18 protein-coding genes are annotated in these 19,350 nt (G+C 66.2%); 9 read left to right on the top strand and 9 right to left on the bottom strand.

The genetic code is table 11. From position 1 onward, the window contains the following. Positions 1 to 10 precede the first annotated feature (10 nt). Positions 11 to 1,087, top strand: coding sequence for an oxidoreductase (locus tag BDW41_RS08940; RefSeq protein WP_074551784.1), 1,077 nt, complete (start codon positions 11 to 13; stop codon positions 1,085 to 1,087). Positions 1,088 to 1,140: 53 nt separating this feature from the next. Here the strand turns inward: BDW41_RS08940 and BDW41_RS08945 are convergent, their stop codons facing one another. Beyond that, entirely contained in the window at positions 1,141 to 1,752 is a 612-nt protein-coding gene (locus tag BDW41_RS08945) for a hypothetical protein (RefSeq protein WP_074551783.1), read from the bottom strand. A gap of 528 nt (positions 1,753 to 2,280) precedes the next feature. Next, the gene (locus tag BDW41_RS08950) at positions 2,281 to 3,276 is read right to left on the bottom strand and encodes an aldo/keto reductase (RefSeq protein WP_074551782.1); all 996 of its coding nucleotides are present in this window, start codon (positions 3,274 to 3,276) and stop codon (positions 2,281 to 2,283) included. 125 nt (positions 3,277 to 3,401) lie between these two features. Here BDW41_RS08950 and BDW41_RS08955 point away from each other — a divergent pair, with 125 nt between their 5' ends. Then, positions 3,402 to 4,301, top strand: a complete 900-nt coding sequence (locus tag BDW41_RS08955) for a LysR family transcriptional regulator (protein ID WP_074551781.1) — start codon at positions 3,402 to 3,404, stop codon at positions 4,299 to 4,301. Positions 4,302 to 4,309: 8 nt separating this feature from the next. On the opposite strand, the gene BDW41_RS08960 is transcribed toward BDW41_RS08955, so the two are convergent. Beyond that, the gene (locus tag BDW41_RS08960; RefSeq protein ID WP_074551780.1) at positions 4,310 to 6,352 is read right to left on the bottom strand and encodes an amidohydrolase family protein; all 2,043 of its coding nucleotides are present in this window, start codon (positions 6,350 to 6,352) and stop codon (positions 4,310 to 4,312) included. A gap of 228 nt (positions 6,353 to 6,580) precedes the next feature. Here BDW41_RS08960 and BDW41_RS08965 point away from each other — a divergent pair, with 228 nt between their 5' ends. Beyond that, the gene (locus BDW41_RS08965; protein ID WP_074551779.1) at positions 6,581 to 6,949 is read left to right on the top strand and encodes a hypothetical protein; all 369 of its coding nucleotides are present in this window, start codon (positions 6,581 to 6,583) and stop codon (positions 6,947 to 6,949) included. Positions 6,950 to 7,124: 175 nt separating this feature from the next. On the opposite strand, the gene BDW41_RS08970 is transcribed toward BDW41_RS08965, so the two are convergent. Beyond that, on the bottom strand, positions 7,125 to 7,541 hold the full coding sequence (locus tag BDW41_RS08970) for an acyl-CoA thioesterase (protein WP_074551778.1): 417 nt from the start codon (positions 7,539 to 7,541) through the stop codon (positions 7,125 to 7,127). A gap of 59 nt (positions 7,542 to 7,600) precedes the next feature. On the opposite strand from BDW41_RS08970, the gene BDW41_RS08975 reads away from it, so the two are divergent. The 3 genes from BDW41_RS08975 (at position 7,601) to BDW41_RS08985 (ending at position 10,742) form a co-directional block, all read left to right on the top strand. Continuing rightward, the gene (locus BDW41_RS08975; protein WP_074551777.1) at positions 7,601 to 7,954 is read left to right on the top strand and encodes an SMR family transporter; all 354 of its coding nucleotides are present in this window, start codon (positions 7,601 to 7,603) and stop codon (positions 7,952 to 7,954) included. Then, positions 7,944 to 8,276 carry a multidrug/spermidine efflux SMR transporter subunit MdtI gene (mdtI, locus tag BDW41_RS08980; RefSeq protein WP_074551776.1) on the top strand — a complete coding sequence of 111 codons (333 nt, stop codon included), beginning with the start codon at positions 7,944 to 7,946 and terminating at the stop codon, positions 8,274 to 8,276. Before BDW41_RS08975 ends, mdtI begins: the two co-directional genes overlap by 11 nt. Positions 8,277 to 8,405: 129 nt before the next feature. Further along, positions 8,406 to 10,742 (top strand): S9 family peptidase, encoded by a 2,337-nt coding sequence (locus tag BDW41_RS08985; RefSeq protein WP_074551775.1) that lies wholly within the window; start codon positions 8,406 to 8,408, stop codon positions 10,740 to 10,742. 615 nt (positions 10,743 to 11,357) lie between these two features. On the opposite strand, the gene BDW41_RS08990 is transcribed toward BDW41_RS08985, so the two are convergent. The 4 genes from BDW41_RS08990 to BDW41_RS09005 form a co-directional block, all read right to left on the bottom strand. Beyond that, positions 11,358 to 12,569: an FtsX-like permease family protein gene (locus BDW41_RS08990; RefSeq protein WP_074548051.1), complete on the bottom strand. Its 1,212-nt coding sequence runs from the start codon at positions 12,567 to 12,569 to the stop codon at positions 11,358 to 11,360. Positions 12,570 to 12,578: 9 nt separating this feature from the next. Beyond that, entirely contained in the window at positions 12,579 to 13,880 is a 1,302-nt protein-coding gene (locus BDW41_RS08995) for an ABC transporter permease (RefSeq protein ID WP_074548053.1), read from the bottom strand. Between the two features lie 127 nt (positions 13,881 to 14,007). Next, positions 14,008 to 16,011 (bottom strand): M56 family metallopeptidase, encoded by a 2,004-nt coding sequence (locus BDW41_RS09000; RefSeq protein ID WP_074548055.1) that lies wholly within the window; start codon positions 16,009 to 16,011, stop codon positions 14,008 to 14,010. Position 16,012: 1 nt separating this feature from the next. Then, positions 16,013 to 16,399 carry a BlaI/MecI/CopY family transcriptional regulator gene (locus BDW41_RS09005; protein WP_074548057.1) on the bottom strand — a complete coding sequence of 129 codons (387 nt, stop codon included), beginning with the start codon at positions 16,397 to 16,399 and terminating at the stop codon, positions 16,013 to 16,015. 354 nt (positions 16,400 to 16,753) lie between these two features. Here BDW41_RS09005 and BDW41_RS09010 point away from each other — a divergent pair, with 354 nt between their 5' ends. Next, positions 16,754 to 16,951 carry a hypothetical protein gene (locus BDW41_RS09010; protein WP_074548059.1) on the top strand — a complete coding sequence of 66 codons (198 nt, stop codon included), beginning with the start codon at positions 16,754 to 16,756 and terminating at the stop codon, positions 16,949 to 16,951. A gap of 5 nt (positions 16,952 to 16,956) precedes the next feature. Next, complete coding sequence (locus BDW41_RS09015) at positions 16,957 to 17,823, top strand: SPFH domain-containing protein (RefSeq protein ID WP_074548061.1); 867 nt, start codon at positions 16,957 to 16,959, stop codon at positions 17,821 to 17,823. Positions 17,824 to 17,929: 106 nt separating this feature from the next. On the opposite strand, the gene BDW41_RS09020 is transcribed toward BDW41_RS09015, so the two are convergent. After that, positions 17,930 to 18,889, bottom strand: a complete 960-nt coding sequence (locus tag BDW41_RS09020) for a ribonucleotide-diphosphate reductase subunit beta (protein ID WP_199535315.1) — start codon at positions 18,887 to 18,889, stop codon at positions 17,930 to 17,932. 102 nt (positions 18,890 to 18,991) lie between these two features. Here BDW41_RS09020 and BDW41_RS09025 point away from each other — a divergent pair, with 102 nt between their 5' ends. Further along, positions 18,992 to 19,345, top strand: coding sequence for a four helix bundle protein (locus BDW41_RS09025; RefSeq protein ID WP_083337621.1), 354 nt, complete (start codon positions 18,992 to 18,994; stop codon positions 19,343 to 19,345). Positions 19,346 to 19,350: the final 5 nt, after the last annotated feature.

The following is a 19,350-nucleotide window of genomic DNA, read 5'->3' on the forward strand; positions in this document are numbered from 1 at the left end:
AGCTGACTCCATGAGCACTTCCACCACTCCGTTGCGCGTCGCACTGATCGGTTACGGTTTCGCCGGCAAGACCTTCCATGCGCCGTTGATCCGAGGCGTGCCCGGTCTGGCGTTGAGCACAGTCGTTTCCCGTGATGCCGGCAAGGTGTACGCGGACCTTCCCGACGTGGAGGTGGTGGCCACGCCCGAGGTCGCACTGGCCGATCCGACGCTGGACATGGTGGTGATCGCCTCGCCCAACGACACGCATGCCCCGTTGGCGCGCGCCGCGCTGCAGGCGGGCAAGCATGTGGTGGTCGACAAGCCGTTCGCGCTCGACGTGACGCAGGCGCGCGAGCTGGCCGCCGTGGCGGAACGGGAAGGACGGGTGCTTTCGGTATTCCAGAACCGCCGCTGGGATACCGATTTTCTAGGCGTCCGGCAGTTGATCGCGGACGGCCGCCTGGGCGACGTCACGCATTTCGAATCGCATATCGACCGCTTTCGCCCGCAGGTGCGCGAACGCTGGCGCGAGCAGCCCGGCGCCGGCAGCGGCCTGTGGTACGACCTGGGTCCGCACCTCGTGGATCAGGCGCTGTGTTTGTTCGGCCTGCCCGATCGCGTATGGGCCAGCCTGGCCGTGCAGCGCGACGGCGGCTCGGTCACCGACTGGGCGCATGTGGTGCTGGAGTACGGCCAGCGTCGGGTGCTGTTGCATGCGAGTATGCTGGTGGCAGGCGGCAGTCCGCGCTTCATCGTGCATGGCACGCGGGGCAGCGCGGTGAAGATGAAGATCGATCCGCAGGAAGCGCAATTGCTCGCCGGCCTGCGGCCGGGCGATGCAGGCTGGGGCGAGGACTCCGATGCGCTCCTGCTCTATGACGGCAACGGCAATGTCGAACAGGTGGCTGCGCCCCGGGGAGACCAGAGCCGCTACTACGCCGCGTTCCGCGATGCCGTGCGCGGGCAGGGCGCCAACCCGGTGACGCCGAAGCAGGCCATTACCGTCATGGCCGTGATCGAAGCAGCCATGGCATCAGCAGCGAATGGGCAAGCTGTCGAGTTGGCTTTGAGCGAGGAAGAACGCGCCGCGTGGGCGGCAGCCTGAGCCGGACAAGTCGCGAAGTCCGCGCGAATCGGCATGCGTAGCGCGAGGACGGTTCAGCGCGATTTGACAGGAACGTATTGCTTCTGATCGCCTACGCGCTCGCCCTCGGCATCCACGTTGGCGCATAGCCCATCGCCGCATTGGATCAGATCGGACTGGCTGATCCGGCGGCCAAGTTCCGCCTCGACGCGATAGCGTTGCGCTTCCTTCCCGCTGGTCCAGGCCCATAAGCCGGCGCCACCGGCAAGCAGCACCGCGCCCACCGCCATGAGGGCCAGCGACTTCCACACCATCGTCGTCTGCGCCCGATTCAACTGCCGGCTTTGCTCGCGGGCCGCGTCCGCCGCCGACGCCAACTGCTTCGCCGTGGTTTCGGCCTGCTGATGGATCTGGCCCATGGCCCGCGCGGCGTTGTCCGCAAGCACGCGCCTCGCGCTGTCGCTGATGACCTGCAGGGCTTCGTGGCCCAGGCGCTGTCCGCCGGCTTCCAACTGCCCGCTCGCTTGCCGCAGCGCGGCGGTGGCTTGCGCCAATTGACCGCGCAGCTGCGCGTTCTCCTGCTTCTGCGATTCGATCAACAGGGTCGACTGCTCCAGCAGTCGCCGCTGCATCTGCGTGGTTTCCATCAACAAGGCCTGCGTGCGCGCCATCTCCTGAGTATCCATCGCCATCCTTCCTTTTCTGACCAACACAAGCGCATGGAGAGCCCTTGCTCCCGTTGTTGCGCTTCCTAAAGATCACGCCTCTGCTCAGGGCCATCGCGCTCGTTGGAACGTTGAGCTGGACGCTATCACGGTGGATGCACGGCGTCCGACGAAATGGGGCGACATTTGGCGCGACGTCTTGTGGGAAATCGCCGCTTGAAATGGTTTGTGCGTCACACAGCGCACGGCACGCGTGTCGAGCCAGCGGATGAAGGCACTTTCACGCCAAGTTGATCTGTTGCGTCGAGAGCCTGAGCGGATGACTCGGAGGCTGTTGCCAGCTTGAGAAATGCGGCCACAAAAAAAGGCCCCCTTTCGGGGGCCTCATGGATCGGCTCTAGGGGGGCGACCGATCCGGGGTGTCGGTGCTCGTGGGAACGACCGACGTGCATAGAATGCCTCAGGGGCAAGGCCTTGAATGTAAGCGAAATACTACAAGCCAAGTAGGCGCGTAGATGATCGCGTGTCAGGTGGCCCGTGGTGCCCGTGTTATCGGTTCACGGCCTGCATCATCGGGCCGGCGTAGCGGGCGCCCGCGGCGACATCCGGGGGGAATACCGCGTCGATGGCCTTGAGCTCGTCCGCGCTCAGGGTGATGTCCAGCGCGGCGAGGTTTTCGTCCAGTCGCGGGATGCGGCGGGTGCCGGGGATGGCGAACATGTTGTCGCCCTGCGCGAGTACCCAGGCCAGCGCCAGCTGTGCCGGCGTGCAGCCCCTGTCGGCGGCGATGCCTTTCACCTTTTCCACCAGTTCCAGGTTGCGGTAGAAGTTGTCGCCCTGGAAGCGCGGGCTCTGGCGGCGGTAGTCGTCCGCGTCGAAATCGTCCGGGCTGCTGAACGCGCCGGTGAGGAAGCCGCGCCCCAGCGGCGAGTAGGCGACGATGCTGGTGCCGGTCTTGGCGCAGGCCTCCACCATGCCGTTTTCCTGCGGGTCGCGCGTCCACAGCGAGAACTCCACCTGCAGCGCCGCGATGGGATGCACCTTGGCCGCGCGTTCCAGCGTGGCGCCCGCCGCTTCGGAAAGCCCGAGGTAGCGCACCTTGCCGGCCTTCACCAGCTCGGCCATCGCGCCCACGGTTTCCTCGATGGGCACGTTGGTGTCCACGCGGTGCTGGTAGTACAGGTCGATGTGATCCACGCCCAGCCGCTTGAGGCTGGCGTCGCAGGCCGCGCGCAGGTACTCGGGGCGGCCGTTCACGCCGCGCACGGACGGGTCATTGGGGTCGCGCACGATGCCGAACTTGGTGGCGAGGAAGGCCTGGTCGCGACGGTCGCGGATGGCCTTGCCCACCAGCACTTCATTCGTATGCGGGCCATACACGTCGGCGGTGTCGAGAAAGTTGAAGCCGCGCTCCAGCGCGTGGTGGATGGTGGCGATGGATTCGGCGTCGTCGCGGTCGCTGCCGTAGAACTCGCTCATGCCCATGCAACCCAGGCCGAGGACGGAGACGGAGGGACCATTCTTGCCGAGCTGTCGCATATGCATGGGGATGTCCTTGTGCAGGAGGGGAGGGAAGCGGTGGTGCATTCTTGGCCATGACGGCCAGCCGATAAATGCTCAATAATCGCCATATCTGTTGTGGAAATCGCCAACAATCGCCGGGGCCGTCCATGGATCGTCTGCAAGCCATGCGGGTGTTCACGCGCATCGTCGAGCTCGGCAGCTTCACGCGTGCCGCGGACGACCTGAGCCTGCCGCGCGCCACGCTCACCCACACCATCAAGCGGCTGGAAGAGCGCGTGGGCGCGCACCTGCTCCAGCGCACCACGCGCCGCGTGCGCCCGACGCGCGACGGCGAGGTCTATTACAACCATTGCGTGCGCCTGCTGGCGGACCTGGACGCGGTGGAAGCGGATTTCCGCGAGGCGGCCGTGGTGCCCAAGGGACGTCTGCGCGTGGACCTGGCCTCGTCGCTGGCGCGCATGGTGTTGATTCCGGCGCTGCCGGCCTTTCTGCAACGCTATCCGCAGATCGAGCTGGACCTTGGCACCAGCGACCGCTTCATCGACCTGGTGCAGGAAGGCGTGGACTGTGTGCTGCGTGCCGGCGATCTGCCCGACTCCACCATGGTGGGGCGGCGCGTGGCGAACCTGTCGCAGGCCACGGTGGCCAGTGCCGCCTACGTGAAACGCCGTGGGCTGCCGCAGACGCTGGCCGATTTGCAGAACGGACACGTCGCGGTGAACTGGTCTTCGCCCACGACGCGCCGCACCTCGCCGCTGGAATTCATGGTGGGCAAGCGCATGCGCGAGGTGAGCCTGCCCTCGGCGATCACGGTGAGCGGCACCGATGCCTATCTGGCCTGTTGCCAGGCGGGGCTGGGCATGGCGCAGTTTCCGCGCTACCGCGTGGAGGATGAACTCAAGCGCGGCAAGCTGGTGGAAATCCTGCCGGCGATGCCGCCGCCGGCGTTCCCGGTGAGCGTGGTGTACCCGTCGCAGCGGCCGTTGCCGCTGCGACTGCGCGTGTTCATCGACTGGGTCGCCGAGGTGATGGGCACGCTGCGCTGAGCGTCAGTTCATTCTTCCCACGCGGGCCGCTTGCTGATGCCGCCTTCGGTGCGCAGCGCGTTGGCGTCCATCAGCTTGCCGTCCATCATCACCACGTCGGTATGGCGCAGGTCGCCGATGTTGGCCGCCGGGTTGCCGTCGACCAGCACCAGGTCCGCCGCCTTGCCCACCTTGATGCTGCCGGTGCGCTGATCGGCGCCGACCAGGTGCGCGGTGGCGATGGTGGCGCTGGCGAGCGCTTCTTCGTTGGTGAAGCCGGCCTGCACGTAGAGCTCCAGTTCGCGCACCAGCTCCATGCCGGTGCCGTCGGTGCCGGCCACGATGGGTACGCCGGCCTTGTGCATGGCCGCCACCAGCGCCTGCAGCTTGGCGAAGCTGGCGCGATAGTCGGCGCGCGTCAGGTCCTTGGGCACGGTGAAGCCGCCCTGGCGAAAGCCGCGTTCCACGGCGGGCGGCAAGGTGCCGACAAAGGGCGCATAGGCTGGCGACAGGTCGCCGTTCTCCGGCACGTACAGGCTTTCCGCGATGACCAGTGTGGGGTCGGAGGTGATGTGCCGCTGCGCCATGGTGGCGATCAGCGATTTCATCGGCTCCTTGTCCAGATCCACGTTGCGCGCGTAGCGGCCCGGGCCTTCGAAGCGGCCCATGCCGTTGGACGCCTTCACCACGTCGTCGGGCATGGCCTGCATCATCACGAAGTAGATGTGCGTGATCTCGTCGTAGCCATCGTCGATGGCTTCCTGCGGACGCATGCCGGCAGGCAGGTGGCCGTGCACGTGCAGGCCGTCCTTGTGCGCCTCGGCGGCGGTGGCCTTGACCCAGTCGGGGTTGAACGTGCCGTAGATCTTGATGGCGCCGAAGCCATCGGCCTTCGCCTTGTCGACCAGCTTGACCGCTTCCGCCTGCGAGGTGGCCACGGTGGCGACCTGCGCGGTGTTGGGACCCTTGCCGTCGATCAGCACCGACGGATACACGTGCGGCGCCAGCAGCTCGCCCCTGGCGCGACGTTGCGCGCGCGACAGCGTCATCGCGTTGTTGTTGCCCGGATCGCGCACGGAGGTAATGCCCAGCGAGAGCAGCATGGGGCCGGCGGCGTCATCGGGCACGTGCTGGTGCGAATCCCACAGGCCGGGCACGAGCGTCTTGCCGGTGCCATCGATGACCTGTGCGTTGTTGGGCACCTTCACCGTGGCGGCATCGCCCACCGCCGTGATCACGCCCTTGTCCACGATCACCGTTTGGCCGTCCGCGAAGCGGGAACCGTCGAGGAAGGCGCGCACATGGGTGAAGGCCACCGGTCCGGCCGGTGTTTTCTGCAGCCGCGGCACGATGGCCTTGGCGTGCTCCGCCAGCGCCTCGGCCTGCGCTTTCTCCAGCACCGGCAGGGACGACTCGTAGCCTTGCGGCAACCACGCCAACCCATCGACGAAGCCGAAGAAATGATTATTGGCGTCGGCCCACACCGGCACCGGCGTGTTGTTGAGGCCGCTGACGGCATACGCGGTGACCTGCTGCTTCGCCGCGCCGTCGCCCACGGTGATGGTGACGAGTTTCTCCGCATGCGCCTTGCCGCCCGGCAGCAGGGCCAGGGTCTGGCCAGGCGCGGCCAGCAGGCTTTCGAACATGTCGGCGGTGACGGCCATCGGGCCGCCGAACGGCACGTATTCCGCCGGCGCGGCATAGGGCGCGGAGCCGGCGTCGACGGGGCTCTTCCAACTGGCCTTGCCGTCCTTCATCGCGAAGGTTTCGCCGGCATCGCCATTGGGCGTATGGCCGCGGATCACCACCGACGCGAGCATGCCGTCGCTGCCGGGCCTGGCGGCGCTGTCCACTTCCGTGGCCATGCCGCGCAGCAACAGGCTGTCGCGACCCATGTGGGTGCCGTCGGCGGTGGTCCAGCGTGCGGACGTGCCGTGCTTGCCGGCGGTGGAAAGAATGCTGAAGCGCTGGGCGTTGGCTGGCGGCGTGGCCAGCGACTCGGTGGCGGCGGGGGTGTCGGCCAGGCAGGGCAGGGCCAGGAAAAGAGCGAACACGACGAACGGGGCGCGCATGGGAAAAGCCTCCGATGGGTTCGCCGCGCAGTATGGCGGGCCCTATGCGCGCGGACAGCTGCCAAATGGGCTAGGCAAGCTTTCGGCACGCCAACGGCCGGCCGACATGGCTCAAGTTGGAAACACCGCCGCCGATAACCGTGCCATACGCCGTCCTCGGCGGCGTACTCCCGCCGTGGTCAGATCCTCCGCGGCGCCGTTGTACTGCCCGATGGGAAGTGTTTTCGCATGACCGCACACAAGCCGCACGTGAAAGGGAATCGCGTGGATTGGAGCGACCCGCGCCTGCAGGCGTTGCTGCGCCGATCGGAGAACTGGAAATTGGACAACCGCGGCACCTACACGCCCAAGGACGTGCAGGTCCATCTCGGCTGGGGCGCCTCGACGGGCCGCCCGGCCATCCTGGTGTGGGAGCGCGATCAGGTCATGATGCTGGAAACCCGCTTCGCCATTCCCGTGGGCGAACAGGTGCGCGTGGACGAACCGCAGGGCGAGAAACTGCGCAGCACTTGGGGCATCGTGGTGGAAGGCCGCGAAGGCTTCCGTGCGGAAGACCGCGCCAATGGCGTGCACCTGCACTGGCTGCATCTGCGCTGAGCGCTTTGGCGACTGACGTTGCTCCGAGCGCGGCGCGTGCGTGTCTGTCGTTCACTGCTCGGCTACTGACGGATGCAACGCCGTCCTCTCAAGGGCAGCCACTTGAGCTCCATGCACGCAAATAGAGCTTGATGTGTTGGCCGATGATGGAGATGCGCGTCGGCTGCTGAGGATCTCAGGCGCCCACATGCGGCAACGGCGGCACCGTGGCCGGCGTGCCGTTGGAATCGAGCGCCACCATCACGAAGCGGCCCGTGGTGCACACGCGGCGATCGCCGGTCAGCGGATCTTCGGCGGTCAGTTCCACTTCCACCGTCATCGAGCTGTGGCCCACACCGACGATGCGCGCCACCAGCTCGGCCAGCTGGCCCTTGCGCACCGGCACGCGGAAGTTCACCTCTTCCGAGCGCGCGGTGACCACGGTGCGGCGCGCATGGCGCGAAGCGACGATAAAGGCGGCCTTGTCCATCCAGGCCAGCGCCTGCCCACCGAACAGCGTGCCCAGGTGGTTGGTGTGGTCGGGAAAAACCATTTCGAGCATGCGCGCTTCCGGCAGCGCGGCGGGCATGGGTGCGGTGTTGGCTTGGCTCATGGCGGGATCGGGGATCGCAGGGGTAGGATGGCGGCGCAAGCGGGGACAAGGAGATCCACATGCGCTACTGGTTGTTCATGGCAGCCGCCATTGTCACCGAAGTCGTCGGCACATTGGCGATGAAATACGGCGCGCACCACGGCTCGCAGACCCTCGGCCTCGCCGTGATGTACGTGATGCTGGTGCTCTCCTACACCAGCCTGGCGATGGCGGTGAAACGCATCCCGCTCGCCGTGGCCTACGGCGCCTGGGAAAGCCTGGGCCTGGTGCTTATCACGCTGTGCAGCGCCTGGCTGTTCGCGGAAGACCTCAAGCCCGTCAAGCTGATCGCCATCGTGCTGATCATCGCAGGCATCGTGCTGCTGGAGCGCGGCACCGACGAGGCACCCAGGGAGACCGGCCATGCTTCCTGAGTTCCAGCCCATCCACCTGCTGTACCTGGCCATCGCCATCGTGCTGGAAATCGCCGCCAACGTGCTGATGAAGCAATCGCACGGGTTTGCGTACAGGCGGCCCGCGATAGCGGCCATCGCGTGCGCGCTGGCGGCGTTCACGGCGCTGAGTTACGCCATTGCCGGCATCCAGCTGTCGGTGGCCTATGGCGTGTGGGGCGGCGTGGGGCTGATCGCCACGACGGTGCTGGGGATGACCTTGTTCGGCGAACGGCTGCGCCGGTCGGGCTGGATGGGGCTGGGCCTGATCACGCTGGGCGTGTGCCTGTTGAAGTTTGCGTGAGCGAGGGCACGCCGGATATCCGCCATCCCCAGACCAATGGCATACGTCCCCGCCCATCAGTGACACTACGATGAAAGGTCCGGCCCAAGGCAAACCCGCCGGTACGCCGTGATTGACTGGGGAGTAGGCATGACATTGAACACACGTGGCGCGCGCCTTGCCGGCGCGCTGGCGCTGGGTGCGCTTTCCATGGGCGCGATGGCCGAGGGCCGCACCCTCACCAACGACGACTACGCGCATGCCGAGCGCTACGTGGGCTACAACGTGACGCCGCTGGTGGATCACGCCGTGCAGACGGTGAACTGGCTGGACGACACGCATTTCTGGTATCGCGACCACGATGCCAACGGCGATCGCTTCATGCGGTTCGACGCCGCCACCGGCAAGGCCGAACCCGCGTTCAACCATCAGCAGCTCGCTGAGGCGCTGGGCAAGGTGCTCGGCAAGCCGGTCAACGCGGCGAAGCTCGGCATCACCGCGTTCGCGCCGACGCTGGATGGCCGCCTCGACGTGAACCTGCATGGCAAGCACTACCTGTGCGACATGAAGGGCGAAGTGAGCTGCACCGCCGGTCGCGACGAGAGCATCGACGGCGTGGGCCATGAGCCTGGCGTGCTGTCGCCGGACAAGCGTTCCGAAGCGTTCGTGCGCGACTGGAACCTGTGGGTGCGCGACGTCGCCACCGGCAAGGAGTCACAGATCACTCTCGATGGCGTGGAGAACTACGGCTACGCCACCGACAACGCCGGCTGGAAGCACACCAGCAAGGCCATCCTGGTGTGGTCGCCCGATTCCAGGCACATCGCCACCTTCCAGCAGGACCAGCGCAAGACCGGCGACATGGTGCTGGTGGGCACGAACGTCGGCCATCCCAAGGTGGAGAAGTGGAAGTATCCGCTGGTGGGCGACAAGGACGTGACCATGATCGAGCGCGTCATCGTCGATGTCGATGCGCGCAAGGTGCTGCGCCTGAAGATGGAACCGGACCAGCACCGCTCCACCTTGTGCGACGACGTCAGCTGCGGGCGCGATGGCGGCTGGGACGACGTGCAGTGGGCGCCGGACGGCAGTTCGCTCGCCTTCGTTTCGTCCTCGCGCGATCACAAGCAGGCGTGGTTCCGCGTGGCGGACATCCACACCGGCGCGGTGCGCACGGTGTTCGACGAAAGCGTGCCGACCTATTACGAGAGCGGCAACGGCAAGGTCAACTGGCAGTACCTGCCGGCCAGCCACGAGGTGGTGTGGTTCAGCGAGCGCAACAACTGGGGCAACCTGTACCTGTACGACCTGGACAGCGGCAAGCTCAAGCATGCCATCACCACCGGCGAAGGCAACGTCACCGAGGTGCTGAAGGTGGACGCGGCGACGCGCACGCTCTGGTTCCGTGGCGTGGGGCGCGAGCAGGGCGTCGACCCGTACTACCAGCAGTTCTACAAGGTGAGCCTGGATGGCGGTGCGCCGGCGCTGCTCGCACCGGAGCCGGCCGACCATACGATCACGCTGTCGCCGGATGGACGTCTATTCGCGGATGCGTACTCCACGCCCACCACGCCTTCCGTCACCGTGCTGCGCAGCGCGCAGGACGGCCACGTGGTGAACACCATCGCCAAGGCCGACATCACGCGCCTGCTGGCGACGGGCTGGAAGGCGCCGGAGCCGTTCACCGTGAAGGCGCGCGACGGCAAGACCGATCTGTACGGCCTGATGTTCAAGCCCACGCATTTCGATCCGTCGAAGAAGTACCCTGTCGTGGACTACGTGTATCCCGGCCCGCAGACCGGCTCGGTGGGCTCGCGCAGCTTCAATCCCGCGCGCGTCGACCACCAGGCGCTGGCGGAACTGGGCTTCATCGTGGTCGCCATCGACGGCATGGGCACGCCCTGGCGCTCCAAGGCTTTCCACGACGCCTACTTCGGCAACATCGGCGACAACACCATCCCCGATCAGGTGGCCGGCTTGAAGGAGCTGGGCAAGCGCCATGCGTGGATCGACATGAATCGCGTGGGCATGTGGGGTCACTCCGGCGGCGGCAACGCCACGGTGACGGCCATGTTCCGCTACGCGGACCTGTTCAAGGTCGGCATCGCCGAAAGCGGCAACCACGACAACCGCAACTACGAGGACGACTGGGCGGAGAAGTGGCAGGGCCTGCTGGTGACCGACAAGGACGGCAAGAGCAACTACGACGACCAGGCCAACCAGAACCACGTCGCCGGCCTCAAGGGCCATCTGCTGCTGGCCCACGGCACCATGGACGACAACGTGCCGCCGTACGAGACGCTGCTGGTGGTGGATGCGCTGATCAAGGCCAACAAGGATTTCGACCTGCTGCTGATTCCCAATGCGCATCACGCGTATGGCGCGGCGGCGAATTACATGATGCGCAAGCGGTGGGATTATTTCGTGCGCAATCTGGCGGGGGATGTGCCGCCTAGGGAATATGAGATGAAGCCGCCGAAGGATTGATGAGGGTTGTCTCTCTTTTCATCGGTAGAGATGCGTCTTCGGTCATGCTTGCCTCACCGCTCTTGCTCCCTCTCCCCTTTGGGGCACGCGGGGAGCAGCCATGGATGGCTGCGGCTTTGAGGAGTGAGGAGAGGGCTGGGGTGAGGGGTGGGTGCTCGCCGCAGCGCTTCATTCTTTAGCCGTCATCCCGGCGTAGGCCGGGATCCAGTGACTCTGCGCTGGGTTGTCGCGCAAAGGGTGATCGGTTCTTTTTTTGCGTTGCCGCGACCGGGCCGCCTACACGGCGGGCGTTCCGACCTCCTGCCGGAGGCCGGGTCACTTTCTCTTGCTTGCCCAAGAGAAAGTAACCAAAGAGAAGGGCCCCCGGATGAGGCGCCTATCGGGCTGAAGCCCGATAGGTTCGCGGACGGGTTACGGGCTTTTCGACGGGGCATCCTGCCCCGACGAAAAGTGCCTGGCGTCCTGCCAGGCACCCCTGCGGGGCCTGATCTCCACCCGCCCGCCGCCTCATACGGGGACCCGGAAGATCAAGAGCGTCGAGCCGACGGCTCGTGCCGCTGTGCGGTACATCGCGTCGTGGTGGGGCCCGGGCGCCCGTGCCTGAAAAGCAATCTGTCAGCCCCTTGTCGCCACTACCGGCGCGACTCCACTCGCCCGCAACGCCGGTCCCAGCACCGCCGCCTGCCCGATCAGGCACAGCACCAGCGCGCCAGCCGGCACGTAGAACCAGGGCAGGCGTTCCAGCGCGTATCGCTGCATCAGCAGCATGTTGAGTCCGTAGGCCAGCGCTACACCGAATACGACACCGGCGCCGACGATCACGAAGTTCTCGGTGTGGAAGTAGCGCAGGATGTCCCGTCGCGTTGCGCCGACGGCGCGGCGGATGCCGATGGAGCGGCGGCGTTGTTGTACCCAGAAGCTGGCCAGCCCGGCGATGCCGGCGGCGGTGATCAGCAGCAGCGCGAATGCGGCGCAGAGCAGCAGTGAGATCATGGTGCGGTCGCGGCGGAAGTAGTCGTCGCGCAGGTGGGTGAAGGTTTGCGGGTTGCGCAGTACGCGGTTGCTGTCGAGCGCGGTGAGCACGCGCCTGGCCTGCTGGAGTATCCGTTCGCGGTCCTGCGTCGCGCTGCGCATCACGTAGGTGATGCTGGCCGTGTCGGGCAGCATGGAGAATAGCGTCACGTAGCCATTGCTCTCCGACTCATCCAGCGTCGGGCGCAGCATCTGCTCCACCACGCCCACGATGCGCACGGGGCCGTCGCCGGGATAGATCACCTTGCCCAGCGGATCCTTGCCGGGGAACAGTTTCTCGGCGAGCGCGCGCGAGATGATGGTGGAGGGCACGTGGTTGATGCCGGCCCAGTCGTGCGCGGCGTCGAGGGAGATGTATTCCTCGGGAAGAAACGCGCGGCCGGCGACCAGGTGCAGGCCCAGCGTGCGCAGTTCTTCCGGCGTGCCGCTATAAGCCGTGGCCGAGGTCATGGAAGGGCCGTTCGGTTCGAAGGCAATGCCGTTGCTCCAGTTGTGGCCGCTCAAGGGCAGGGAGTCCACAGCAGCGACGGACTGCACGCCGGCGATGCCGCGCAGCGCGGCCAGGTCGGCGTCGTGCCGGGCCAGCGGGTTGGCGGATTCATCGACGCTCACGCTTTCGATCAGGGTCAGTTCGTTTTCCGCCACACCGCTGGGTGTGCGCATCTGGGTAAGACGGTGACCGATGATGGAGGCGACGTTGCAGACGATGGCGCAGGTCAGCGCCACCTGCATCACGAGCAGGCCCACGGTGAGCTTGTGGCGCGTGAGGCTGGCGATCAGGGGAGAGTGCGACATGGGCAGGCCTCATTGCGTTTTCAGTTGAAGCGCGGGCGGAATGCGGCAGGCGCGCCATGCGGGCAGCAGGCCGGCGATGACGCTGGCCACCAGCGCAAGCAGGAAGGTCGCGAACAGCATGCTCAGGTCCATCTGCGCGAGCTGGGCGTAGCCATCCGGGCGTTGGCGCACGCTCCACAAACCGAGGCAGGCGATGAGCAGGCCCAGCACGCCGCCGGCAAACCCGATCACGCACGACTCCACGCCCAGCTGCAGGAAGATGTCCCAGCGCCGTGCGCCCAGCGCGCGGCGCACGCTGATCTCGTTGCTGCGGCGGAGGAAGGTCGCCAGCAGCAGGCCCACGACATTGAGCATGCACACCACCAGGAAACCCAGCGACAGCGACAACTGCAAGCGCAGGTCGTCGGGAATGGCGTGTTCGTGCGCCAGCCAGTCCATCAGGCCGTAGAGCTGCGGGTTGGCGGGACGCGGCATGCGGCCGTGAGCCTGCTGCTCGCGCCAGTAGCTGCGCAGGTAGTCGCGGTACGCGCTGGCCTTGGCTGCGCTGTCCAGTTGCGTCCAGAACTGCAGCCACACGCAGTGATCGCTGGTGCGCGCATCGCCGCCGCTGTCCCAGCAGGAAAAGCGTCCGTTGAAGTCGAGATTCAATTCCTGCGCGGTCTGCAGCGGCAGGAAGAACTGGTCCGCCTTGCCGAACACGCGCCCGTTGATCTGCGCATAGAACTGCGGCTGCGGGTTCCAGTGATCCACCACGCCGATCACGCGGAAATCGGTGTTCTTCAGGCGCACGCTGCGGCCGATGGCGGAGGCGTTGCCAAACAGGCGATGGCTGAGTTCGCTGCCGAGCACCACCACGCGCGCGCGTGCCTCGTCGTCCTCGCTGCGCCAGCCGCTGCCCGCCGCGAAAGGCACCTGGAACATGGCGAAGAAATCGGTGGTGACATATCGGCCGGTTTCATAGAACGGCAGCTCGCCGCGCTGCGTGGGTCGCACGGGCACGGCGCCGCCCGCCATTGCGGCCTGGCGATCCGCGCGCTTCGCCCGCAACAGGTTCATCGCATCGGGCCAGGTGAAATTGCCATCGGGCTCCGGCGACTCCGAGCGATCACGGGCCAGCGGGCGTGGGTCGATCACCGGTGCGTAGAGCTGGCCGCTGCGCCCTGGCAGCGGGTCGCCGGAAAGCACATGGAAGATGGTGATCATGGTCATGCTGGCGCCGATGCCGAGACCGATCACCAGCACCATCAGGATGGCCAGCGCCTTGCTGCGTCGAAGACTGCCGATGGCGGTGGCTGCGTAGTAGCCGAGCATGTCGTGTCCTTTGCGGTGGCGCGGCAGCGAATGCGGGCAAGCCGCACCCATCGCCCCGGCCTGTGCCGGGACGTTCGCGTCGCGTTGGCGTGTCGTGCGCGGCGGCGGAACGCGCCGCCGCGCGGGTTCAGCGGTTGCTGACGGGTTGGGCGACGCCCTTGGCTAGCGCGTCGTCCAGCACGTGGGACATCTGTTGCGCAGCCTTGGCCGACGCTTCCTGCTGGCGGCGGCTCAGTTCGCGCTGCCGTTCGCTCAACGCCTGCTGCTGCTGTTCGAGCTGGTGCTGCTCGCGCTCCAGCCCGGCGCGTTCGCGATCGATCTGGGCGCGTTCCGCCGCAAAGGCGGCACGCTCTGCATCGCCGCGATCGCTGGAGGGATAACTCGCCTGGCGCACGAGCATGTCGCTCTCGCGTTGCGCGATGTTGCTCAGGCGCTCGCCGAATGCCGCCTGGCGCGCGCCGATGCCGGCCATCTTGCCGCTGAGTTCGCCCTGCTCGCCGCTCAGCCGTCCCTGCTCGCGGGATACCTCGGTGACGGCGGCATAGGCGCCTTCGGCGCGGGCGACATAAGCGTTGTCGCGGATGACATAGGTGTCCGCGCCGCGACGGAACATCACCAGCGGCGTGGTGGCGCCGGCGCGCAGGTTCTTCGCGGTCGACAGGTCGATGTCGCTGCCGTTGATGATCACGGTGTCCTTGTCGAGCAGCGCGAAGCCGTAGGAAGCGCCGTCACGCGTATCGATGTCGATGTGATGCGCCGTGAATCCGGAGGCTGGAGGTGCCGGTGGTGCGGGCGGCGGTGCCGGCACGGGCGGCGTGTGGGGAGCCGGCGGCACCGCGGGTACGGCAGGCGGCGGTGGCGGTGCCGGTATGGCGTGCCGTGAAGCATGCGGCGCCGGTGTCGGCGGTGCCGGGGGCGTCGGCGGTGTGGCAGGCGTGGCAGGTATGGCCGGCGTTGGCGGCGTTGGCGGCGTCGCAGGCGTGGCCGGGGTCGGCGGCACGGTCCAGGCGCTCGATGCCGTTGCCGGTGCATCCGCCTTCGCCTGCGTCACGCGGTAAGGCAACACGCCGATGGCGGCGACCAGCGCGATGATGAGGCCGCTGCGCAGGCGCGAGGTGGTGTCTTCGCCGCTCAGCTGCAGCAGGGTCAGGCGCCGCTTCAGGTTGTGGAAGGTGGGCGACGCGCCGGCCAGGCCGGCATGCAGCGGATGCGCCACGCCAAGGCGCAGCAGCAGCCTGCCGTAATCCTGCGGCGCGGCATCGTGCTGATGCACGACTTGCGCATCGCACGCGGCTTCGCGGTTGAGCGCGTACTCGCGCATGGCCCACGCCACCATCGGGTGGAAGAAGAACAGCCGCTGCGCGATGCCGGGCACCCAGCCCATCCACAGATCGCCGCGGCGCAGATGCGTCAGCTCGTGCGCCAGCGCGAGCGCGGATTCGTCCGGCGACAGGTTCTGGTCCGCAGGCAGCAGTACCACGGGCCGCCACAGGCCGCTGACCTGCGGCGAACGGATGGCATCGGATACGCGCAGCGAGGGACAGCGACGCAAACCCATCGCGCGCGCCTGGTCAGCACAAAGAGCCTGCAGCGCAGGGTCTTCGAGCGTATGCGAAGCGCGCACCACGGCGCGTGCTTCGCGCCAGTGCCGCAGCGTGGCGATCAGCTGCACGATCACGCCGGCCAGCCACAGCGCGAACAGCACGGGTAGCACGTTCGACCACGTGAAGTGCGCGGGCGGCGTGGTGGATTTCGCCGGCGGTTCCGCCGCGGTGGCCAGCGTGCCCGTCGATGGCGCACCGGCCTGGCCCACGCTCGCGATATTGTGCTCGGTCGGCGCCGTGGTGGTCATCACCAGGGTGGTGCGATCGCTGCTGCGCGTCGTGGTGGTGGTCGTCGTCACCGTGGTGGGCGTGGGCGAGAGCAGCGGCAGCGCCACCGGCGTCGGCAGCAGCAGGCCGAGCAGCAATTGCACGCCAAGCAGCCACCACAGCAGCGAACGCGTGGCGGCGGAAAGGCGATGCAGCCGGCGATTGATCAGCCACACCGCGCCCACCAGCAGCGCGGCCTGCAGCGAGGTCCACGCGAGGCGCGCGACGATTTCCTGCGCAATGGGAAGAAAGGCGGTCATGTCAGGACTCCTTGCGTCGCGTCTGCAACTGGTGGACCAGCGCTTCCAGTTCGGCCAGTTCGCTGTCGCTGACGTCCGCGCGTTCGGACATCCACGCGACGAACGGCGACACCGAACCGCTGAGTGTCTTCTCCACGAACTGGCCCACGGCGCTGCGCATGACTTCGCCGGGTCCGGTCGCGGGGCTGTAGCGGTACACGCCCTGCACTTGCTTGCGGCGCAGATACGACTTGCCGCGCAAGCGTTCCATCATGGTGAGCACGGTGGAGCGCGCGAGGCCGCGCGGCTCGCCGAAGCCGGTGGCGACTTCGCCCACCGATGCGTTGTTGTGTTCGGCGAGGTATTGCAGGAGCGCCAGCTCCTGATCGCCGATGGATGGCTTGCCCATGTCCACGATCCTGGTGACTACAACTGTAGTCACGCTACGCCCTGACTACAGTTGTAGTCAATAGGCCGGACGGGATGAATTTGCGTCAGCACTGACTTGTTGCAACGCACAAAAATCGGAGTAGAGTGCGCGCCGTCCTCATCCGATGGCGCGCCTGGAGTGCGCTTATATGACGGCCTACCCGCAACCGATGGCTGACCTTTCCCGCCACGCCGGGCCAACGCTTCCCGCGACCGGTTAGCCAGCTTTCCTACTCCTTCGCGCGTCGACCGACGGCGGCAGCTGCGTGTGCCGTTGCGGCACGGCTGCGAATGGACGTCCAAACAAAATCACTCATCACCCATGGGGAAAACCATGAAGACGCTTGTCGACTGGCTGGCGCGACGGCTGTGGCCGTTCGTGTTCTGCCTGCTGCTGTACGTGGGAGTCATCGGGCCGGAACTGATCTCGGCCGCCAGCACGCTGGCCGTGGTCGTGGGCCTGATGTTGCTGATCCTGCTGCTGGCGTGGGGCTATCTGCTGTTGCGCCGCGGTTTCACTCACAAGGAATGATCGCCATGAAACGCATGTTGAAGCTGTCGTTGTCGCTTTGTGCCCTGATACTGGCCGCCTGCTCCAAGGTGCCGGCGGGCCATGTCGGTGTGAAGTTCCAGATGTACGGGGACGACAAGGGCTCGCTGCAGGAATTGCCGCCGGGACGCTACTGGGTGGGCTGGGGCTACGAGATGTATACGTTCCCTACCTTCACGCAGACCTACACATTCACCCGCTCGGTGTCCGAGGGCCGTCCCACGGACGAGTCCATCAGCTTCCAGACCGCGCAGGGCCTGACGGTGAATGCGGACGTGGGCATCACGTACCACATCGATCCGTCGAAGGTGACGCTGATCTTCCAGAAGTACCGCAAGGGCATCGACGAGATCACGGACGTCTATTTGCGCAACATGATCCGCGACGCGCTGGTGAAGGAGGCCTCCAGCCTGGACATCGAATCGGTCTACGGCAAGGGTAAGGCCAACCTGATCGAGGCGGTGCAGAAGGACGTGAGCGAGGAAGTCTCCGCCGTCGGCATCGACGTGGAAAAGATCTACTGGATCGGTGAGCTGCGCCTGCCGGACAACGTGGTGCAGTCGATCAACGCCAAGATCCAGGCCACGCAGATGGCCGAGCAGCGCCAGAACGAAGTGGCGCAGGCCAAGGCCGAGGCGGAGAAGGTGGAGGCGGAAGCACAAGGCCGCGCGCAGGCGCAGATCACCATTGCCGAGGCGGAAGCCAAGGCCATCGCGCTGAAGGGCGACGCCTTGAGGCAGAACCCGAACGTGGTGCAGATGTCGGCCATCGAAAAGTGGGACGGCCATCTGCCCACCTACACCGGCAGCAGCGCGTTGCCGTTCGTGGGCCTGGGGAACGTGCAGGGCAAGTGAGCCCACACGCTTTCCGCGGATGCGGCCATGGACGGCCGTGATCCGGAAACGAAGAGGCGCGGCTCCCTGCCTGCAGGGATCGCCGCGCCTTCAGGCCATCAGGCCATCAGAACGACATGTCGAACGCGACTTCGCCCTGCACGCCCACCTGGTAGGCCGACACGCGGCGCTCGAAGAAGTTGGTCACTTCCTGCACGTCCTGCAGGTCCATGAAGTCGAAGGGGTTCTTCGAGCCGTACTTCTTCGGCAGGTCGAGCTGGGTCAGGCGCTGGTCCGCGCAGTATTCCAGGTACTGGCGCATGTCCTTCACCGACAGGCCGGCCACGCCGCCGGAGAGCACGTCCTCGGCGAACTGCGTCTCGCAGGCGATGGCTTCTTCCAGCATCTCCTCGATCTGCGCGCGCATGGCGTCGTCGAACAGGTCGGGTTCTTCCGCGCGCACGGTGCGCACCACGTCGAACGCGAACGCCATGTGGCAGCTCTCGTCGCGGAACACCCAGTTGGTGCCCGAAGCCAGCCCGTGCAGCAGGCCGCGCGAGCGCAGGAAGTACACGTAGGCGAACGCGGCGAAGAAGAACAGGCCCTCGATGCACGCCGCGAAGCAGATCAGGTTCAGCAGGAACTGGCGGCGCTGTTCGCGCGTCTCCAGCTTGTGCAGGTTCTGGATGGAGTCGATCCACTTGAAGCAGAACTCGCCCTTCTGACGGATCGACGGGATGTTCTGGATCGCCGCGAACGCCTTGTTGCGCTCCGCCGGATCGGGAATGTAGGTGTCCAGCAGCGTCAGATAGAACTGCACGTGCAGCGCTTCCTCAAAGAGCTGGCGCGACAGGTACATGCGCGCTTCCGGCGCGTTGATGTGCTGGTAAAGGTTCAGCACCAGGTTGTTCGCCACGATGGTGTCGCCGGTGGCGAAGAAGGCCACCAGGCGATGGATCAGGTGGCGGTCCGCGTCGGACATCTTCGAGCGCAGGTCGGTGACGTCCAGCGAGAAATCCACCTCGTCCACCGTCCAGGTGTTCTTGATCGCGTTGCGGTACATCTCGTAGAACTCGGGATAGCGCATCGGGCGCAGGGTGAGTTCGAAGCCGGGATCAAGGATGCGAGGAGTGAGTGAAGAGGAGTGAGAAGTGAGAGAGTTGACTTCGTTGCTGACAGAGGAGGTCATGTGCATTACCGGAATACTGTGGTGTGGGGCAAGGCGATGGAGATGGCCTGCGAGATCTATCGTTTGGCGAAGCTGCTTCCCGAAGAGGAGAGGTACGGCCTGAGGAGTCAGATGACCCGCTCTGCCGTGTCAGTGCCGAGCAATATCGCCGAAGGCTGGACGCGTGAATCGAAGAAGGAGAAATCCCAGTTCCTCTCCATTGCTCATGGCTCTCTGGCGGAACTTGAAACCCAACTGACGCTGTGCGAAAGGATTGGCTGGCTCAGCGCGCAGAGAACGGCCTACGTGCGGGAACGAGTGGAGGAAGTAAGCCGAATACTGACAACTATGCGCAGAAATCAACGAGCGCCGTAGTCGCC

This window comes from Dyella sp. AtDHG13, from assembly GCF_003201105.1.
Taxonomy (GTDB): domain Bacteria; phylum Pseudomonadota; class Gammaproteobacteria; order Xanthomonadales; family Rhodanobacteraceae; genus Dyella; species Dyella jiangningensis_B.

Excerpts from the sequence above, each read along its gene's own strand:
- BDW41_RS09005 (WP_074548057.1), bottom strand. The coding sequence starts at position 16,399 with ATGGGCAAGCCATCCATCGGCGATCAGGAGCTGGCGCTCCTGCAATAC.
- BDW41_RS08990 (WP_074548051.1), bottom strand. The coding sequence starts at position 12,569 with ATGTCGCACTCTCCCCTGATCGCCAGCCTCACGCGCCACAAGCTCACC.
- BDW41_RS08975 (WP_074551777.1), top strand. The coding sequence starts at position 7,601 with ATGCGCTACTGGTTGTTCATGGCAGCCGCCATTGTCACCGAAGTCGTC.
- BDW41_RS08955 (WP_074551781.1), top strand. The coding sequence starts at position 3,402 with ATGGATCGTCTGCAAGCCATGCGGGTGTTCACGCGCATCGTCGAGCTC.
- BDW41_RS08965 (WP_074551779.1), top strand. The coding sequence starts at position 6,581 with ATGACCGCACACAAGCCGCACGTGAAAGGGAATCGCGTGGATTGGAGC.
- BDW41_RS09000 (WP_074548055.1), bottom strand. The coding sequence starts at position 16,011 with ATGACCGCCTTTCTTCCCATTGCGCAGGAAATCGTCGCGCGCCTCGCG.
- BDW41_RS08985 (WP_074551775.1), top strand. The coding sequence starts at position 8,406 with ATGACATTGAACACACGTGGCGCGCGCCTTGCCGGCGCGCTGGCGCTG.
- BDW41_RS09010 (WP_074548059.1), top strand. The coding sequence starts at position 16,754 with ATGAAGACGCTTGTCGACTGGCTGGCGCGACGGCTGTGGCCGTTCGTG.
- BDW41_RS09020 (WP_199535315.1), bottom strand. The coding sequence starts at position 18,889 with ATGCGCTATCCCGAGTTCTACGAGATGTACCGCAACGCGATCAAGAAC.
- BDW41_RS08970 (WP_074551778.1), bottom strand. The coding sequence starts at position 7,541 with ATGAGCCAAGCCAACACCGCACCCATGCCCGCCGCGCTGCCGGAAGCG.
- mdtI (WP_074551776.1), top strand. The coding sequence starts at position 7,944 with ATGCTTCCTGAGTTCCAGCCCATCCACCTGCTGTACCTGGCCATCGCC.
- BDW41_RS08940 (WP_074551784.1), top strand. The coding sequence starts at position 11 with ATGAGCACTTCCACCACTCCGTTGCGCGTCGCACTGATCGGTTACGGT.
- BDW41_RS08950 (WP_074551782.1), bottom strand. The coding sequence starts at position 3,276 with ATGCATATGCGACAGCTCGGCAAGAATGGTCCCTCCGTCTCCGTCCTC.
- BDW41_RS08960 (WP_074551780.1), bottom strand. The coding sequence starts at position 6,352 with ATGCGCGCCCCGTTCGTCGTGTTCGCTCTTTTCCTGGCCCTGCCCTGC.
- BDW41_RS09015 (WP_074548061.1), top strand. The coding sequence starts at position 16,957 with ATGAAACGCATGTTGAAGCTGTCGTTGTCGCTTTGTGCCCTGATACTG.
- BDW41_RS08995 (WP_074548053.1), bottom strand. The coding sequence starts at position 13,880 with ATGCTCGGCTACTACGCAGCCACCGCCATCGGCAGTCTTCGACGCAGC.
- BDW41_RS08945 (WP_074551783.1), bottom strand. The coding sequence starts at position 1,752 with ATGGATACTCAGGAGATGGCGCGCACGCAGGCCTTGTTGATGGAAACC.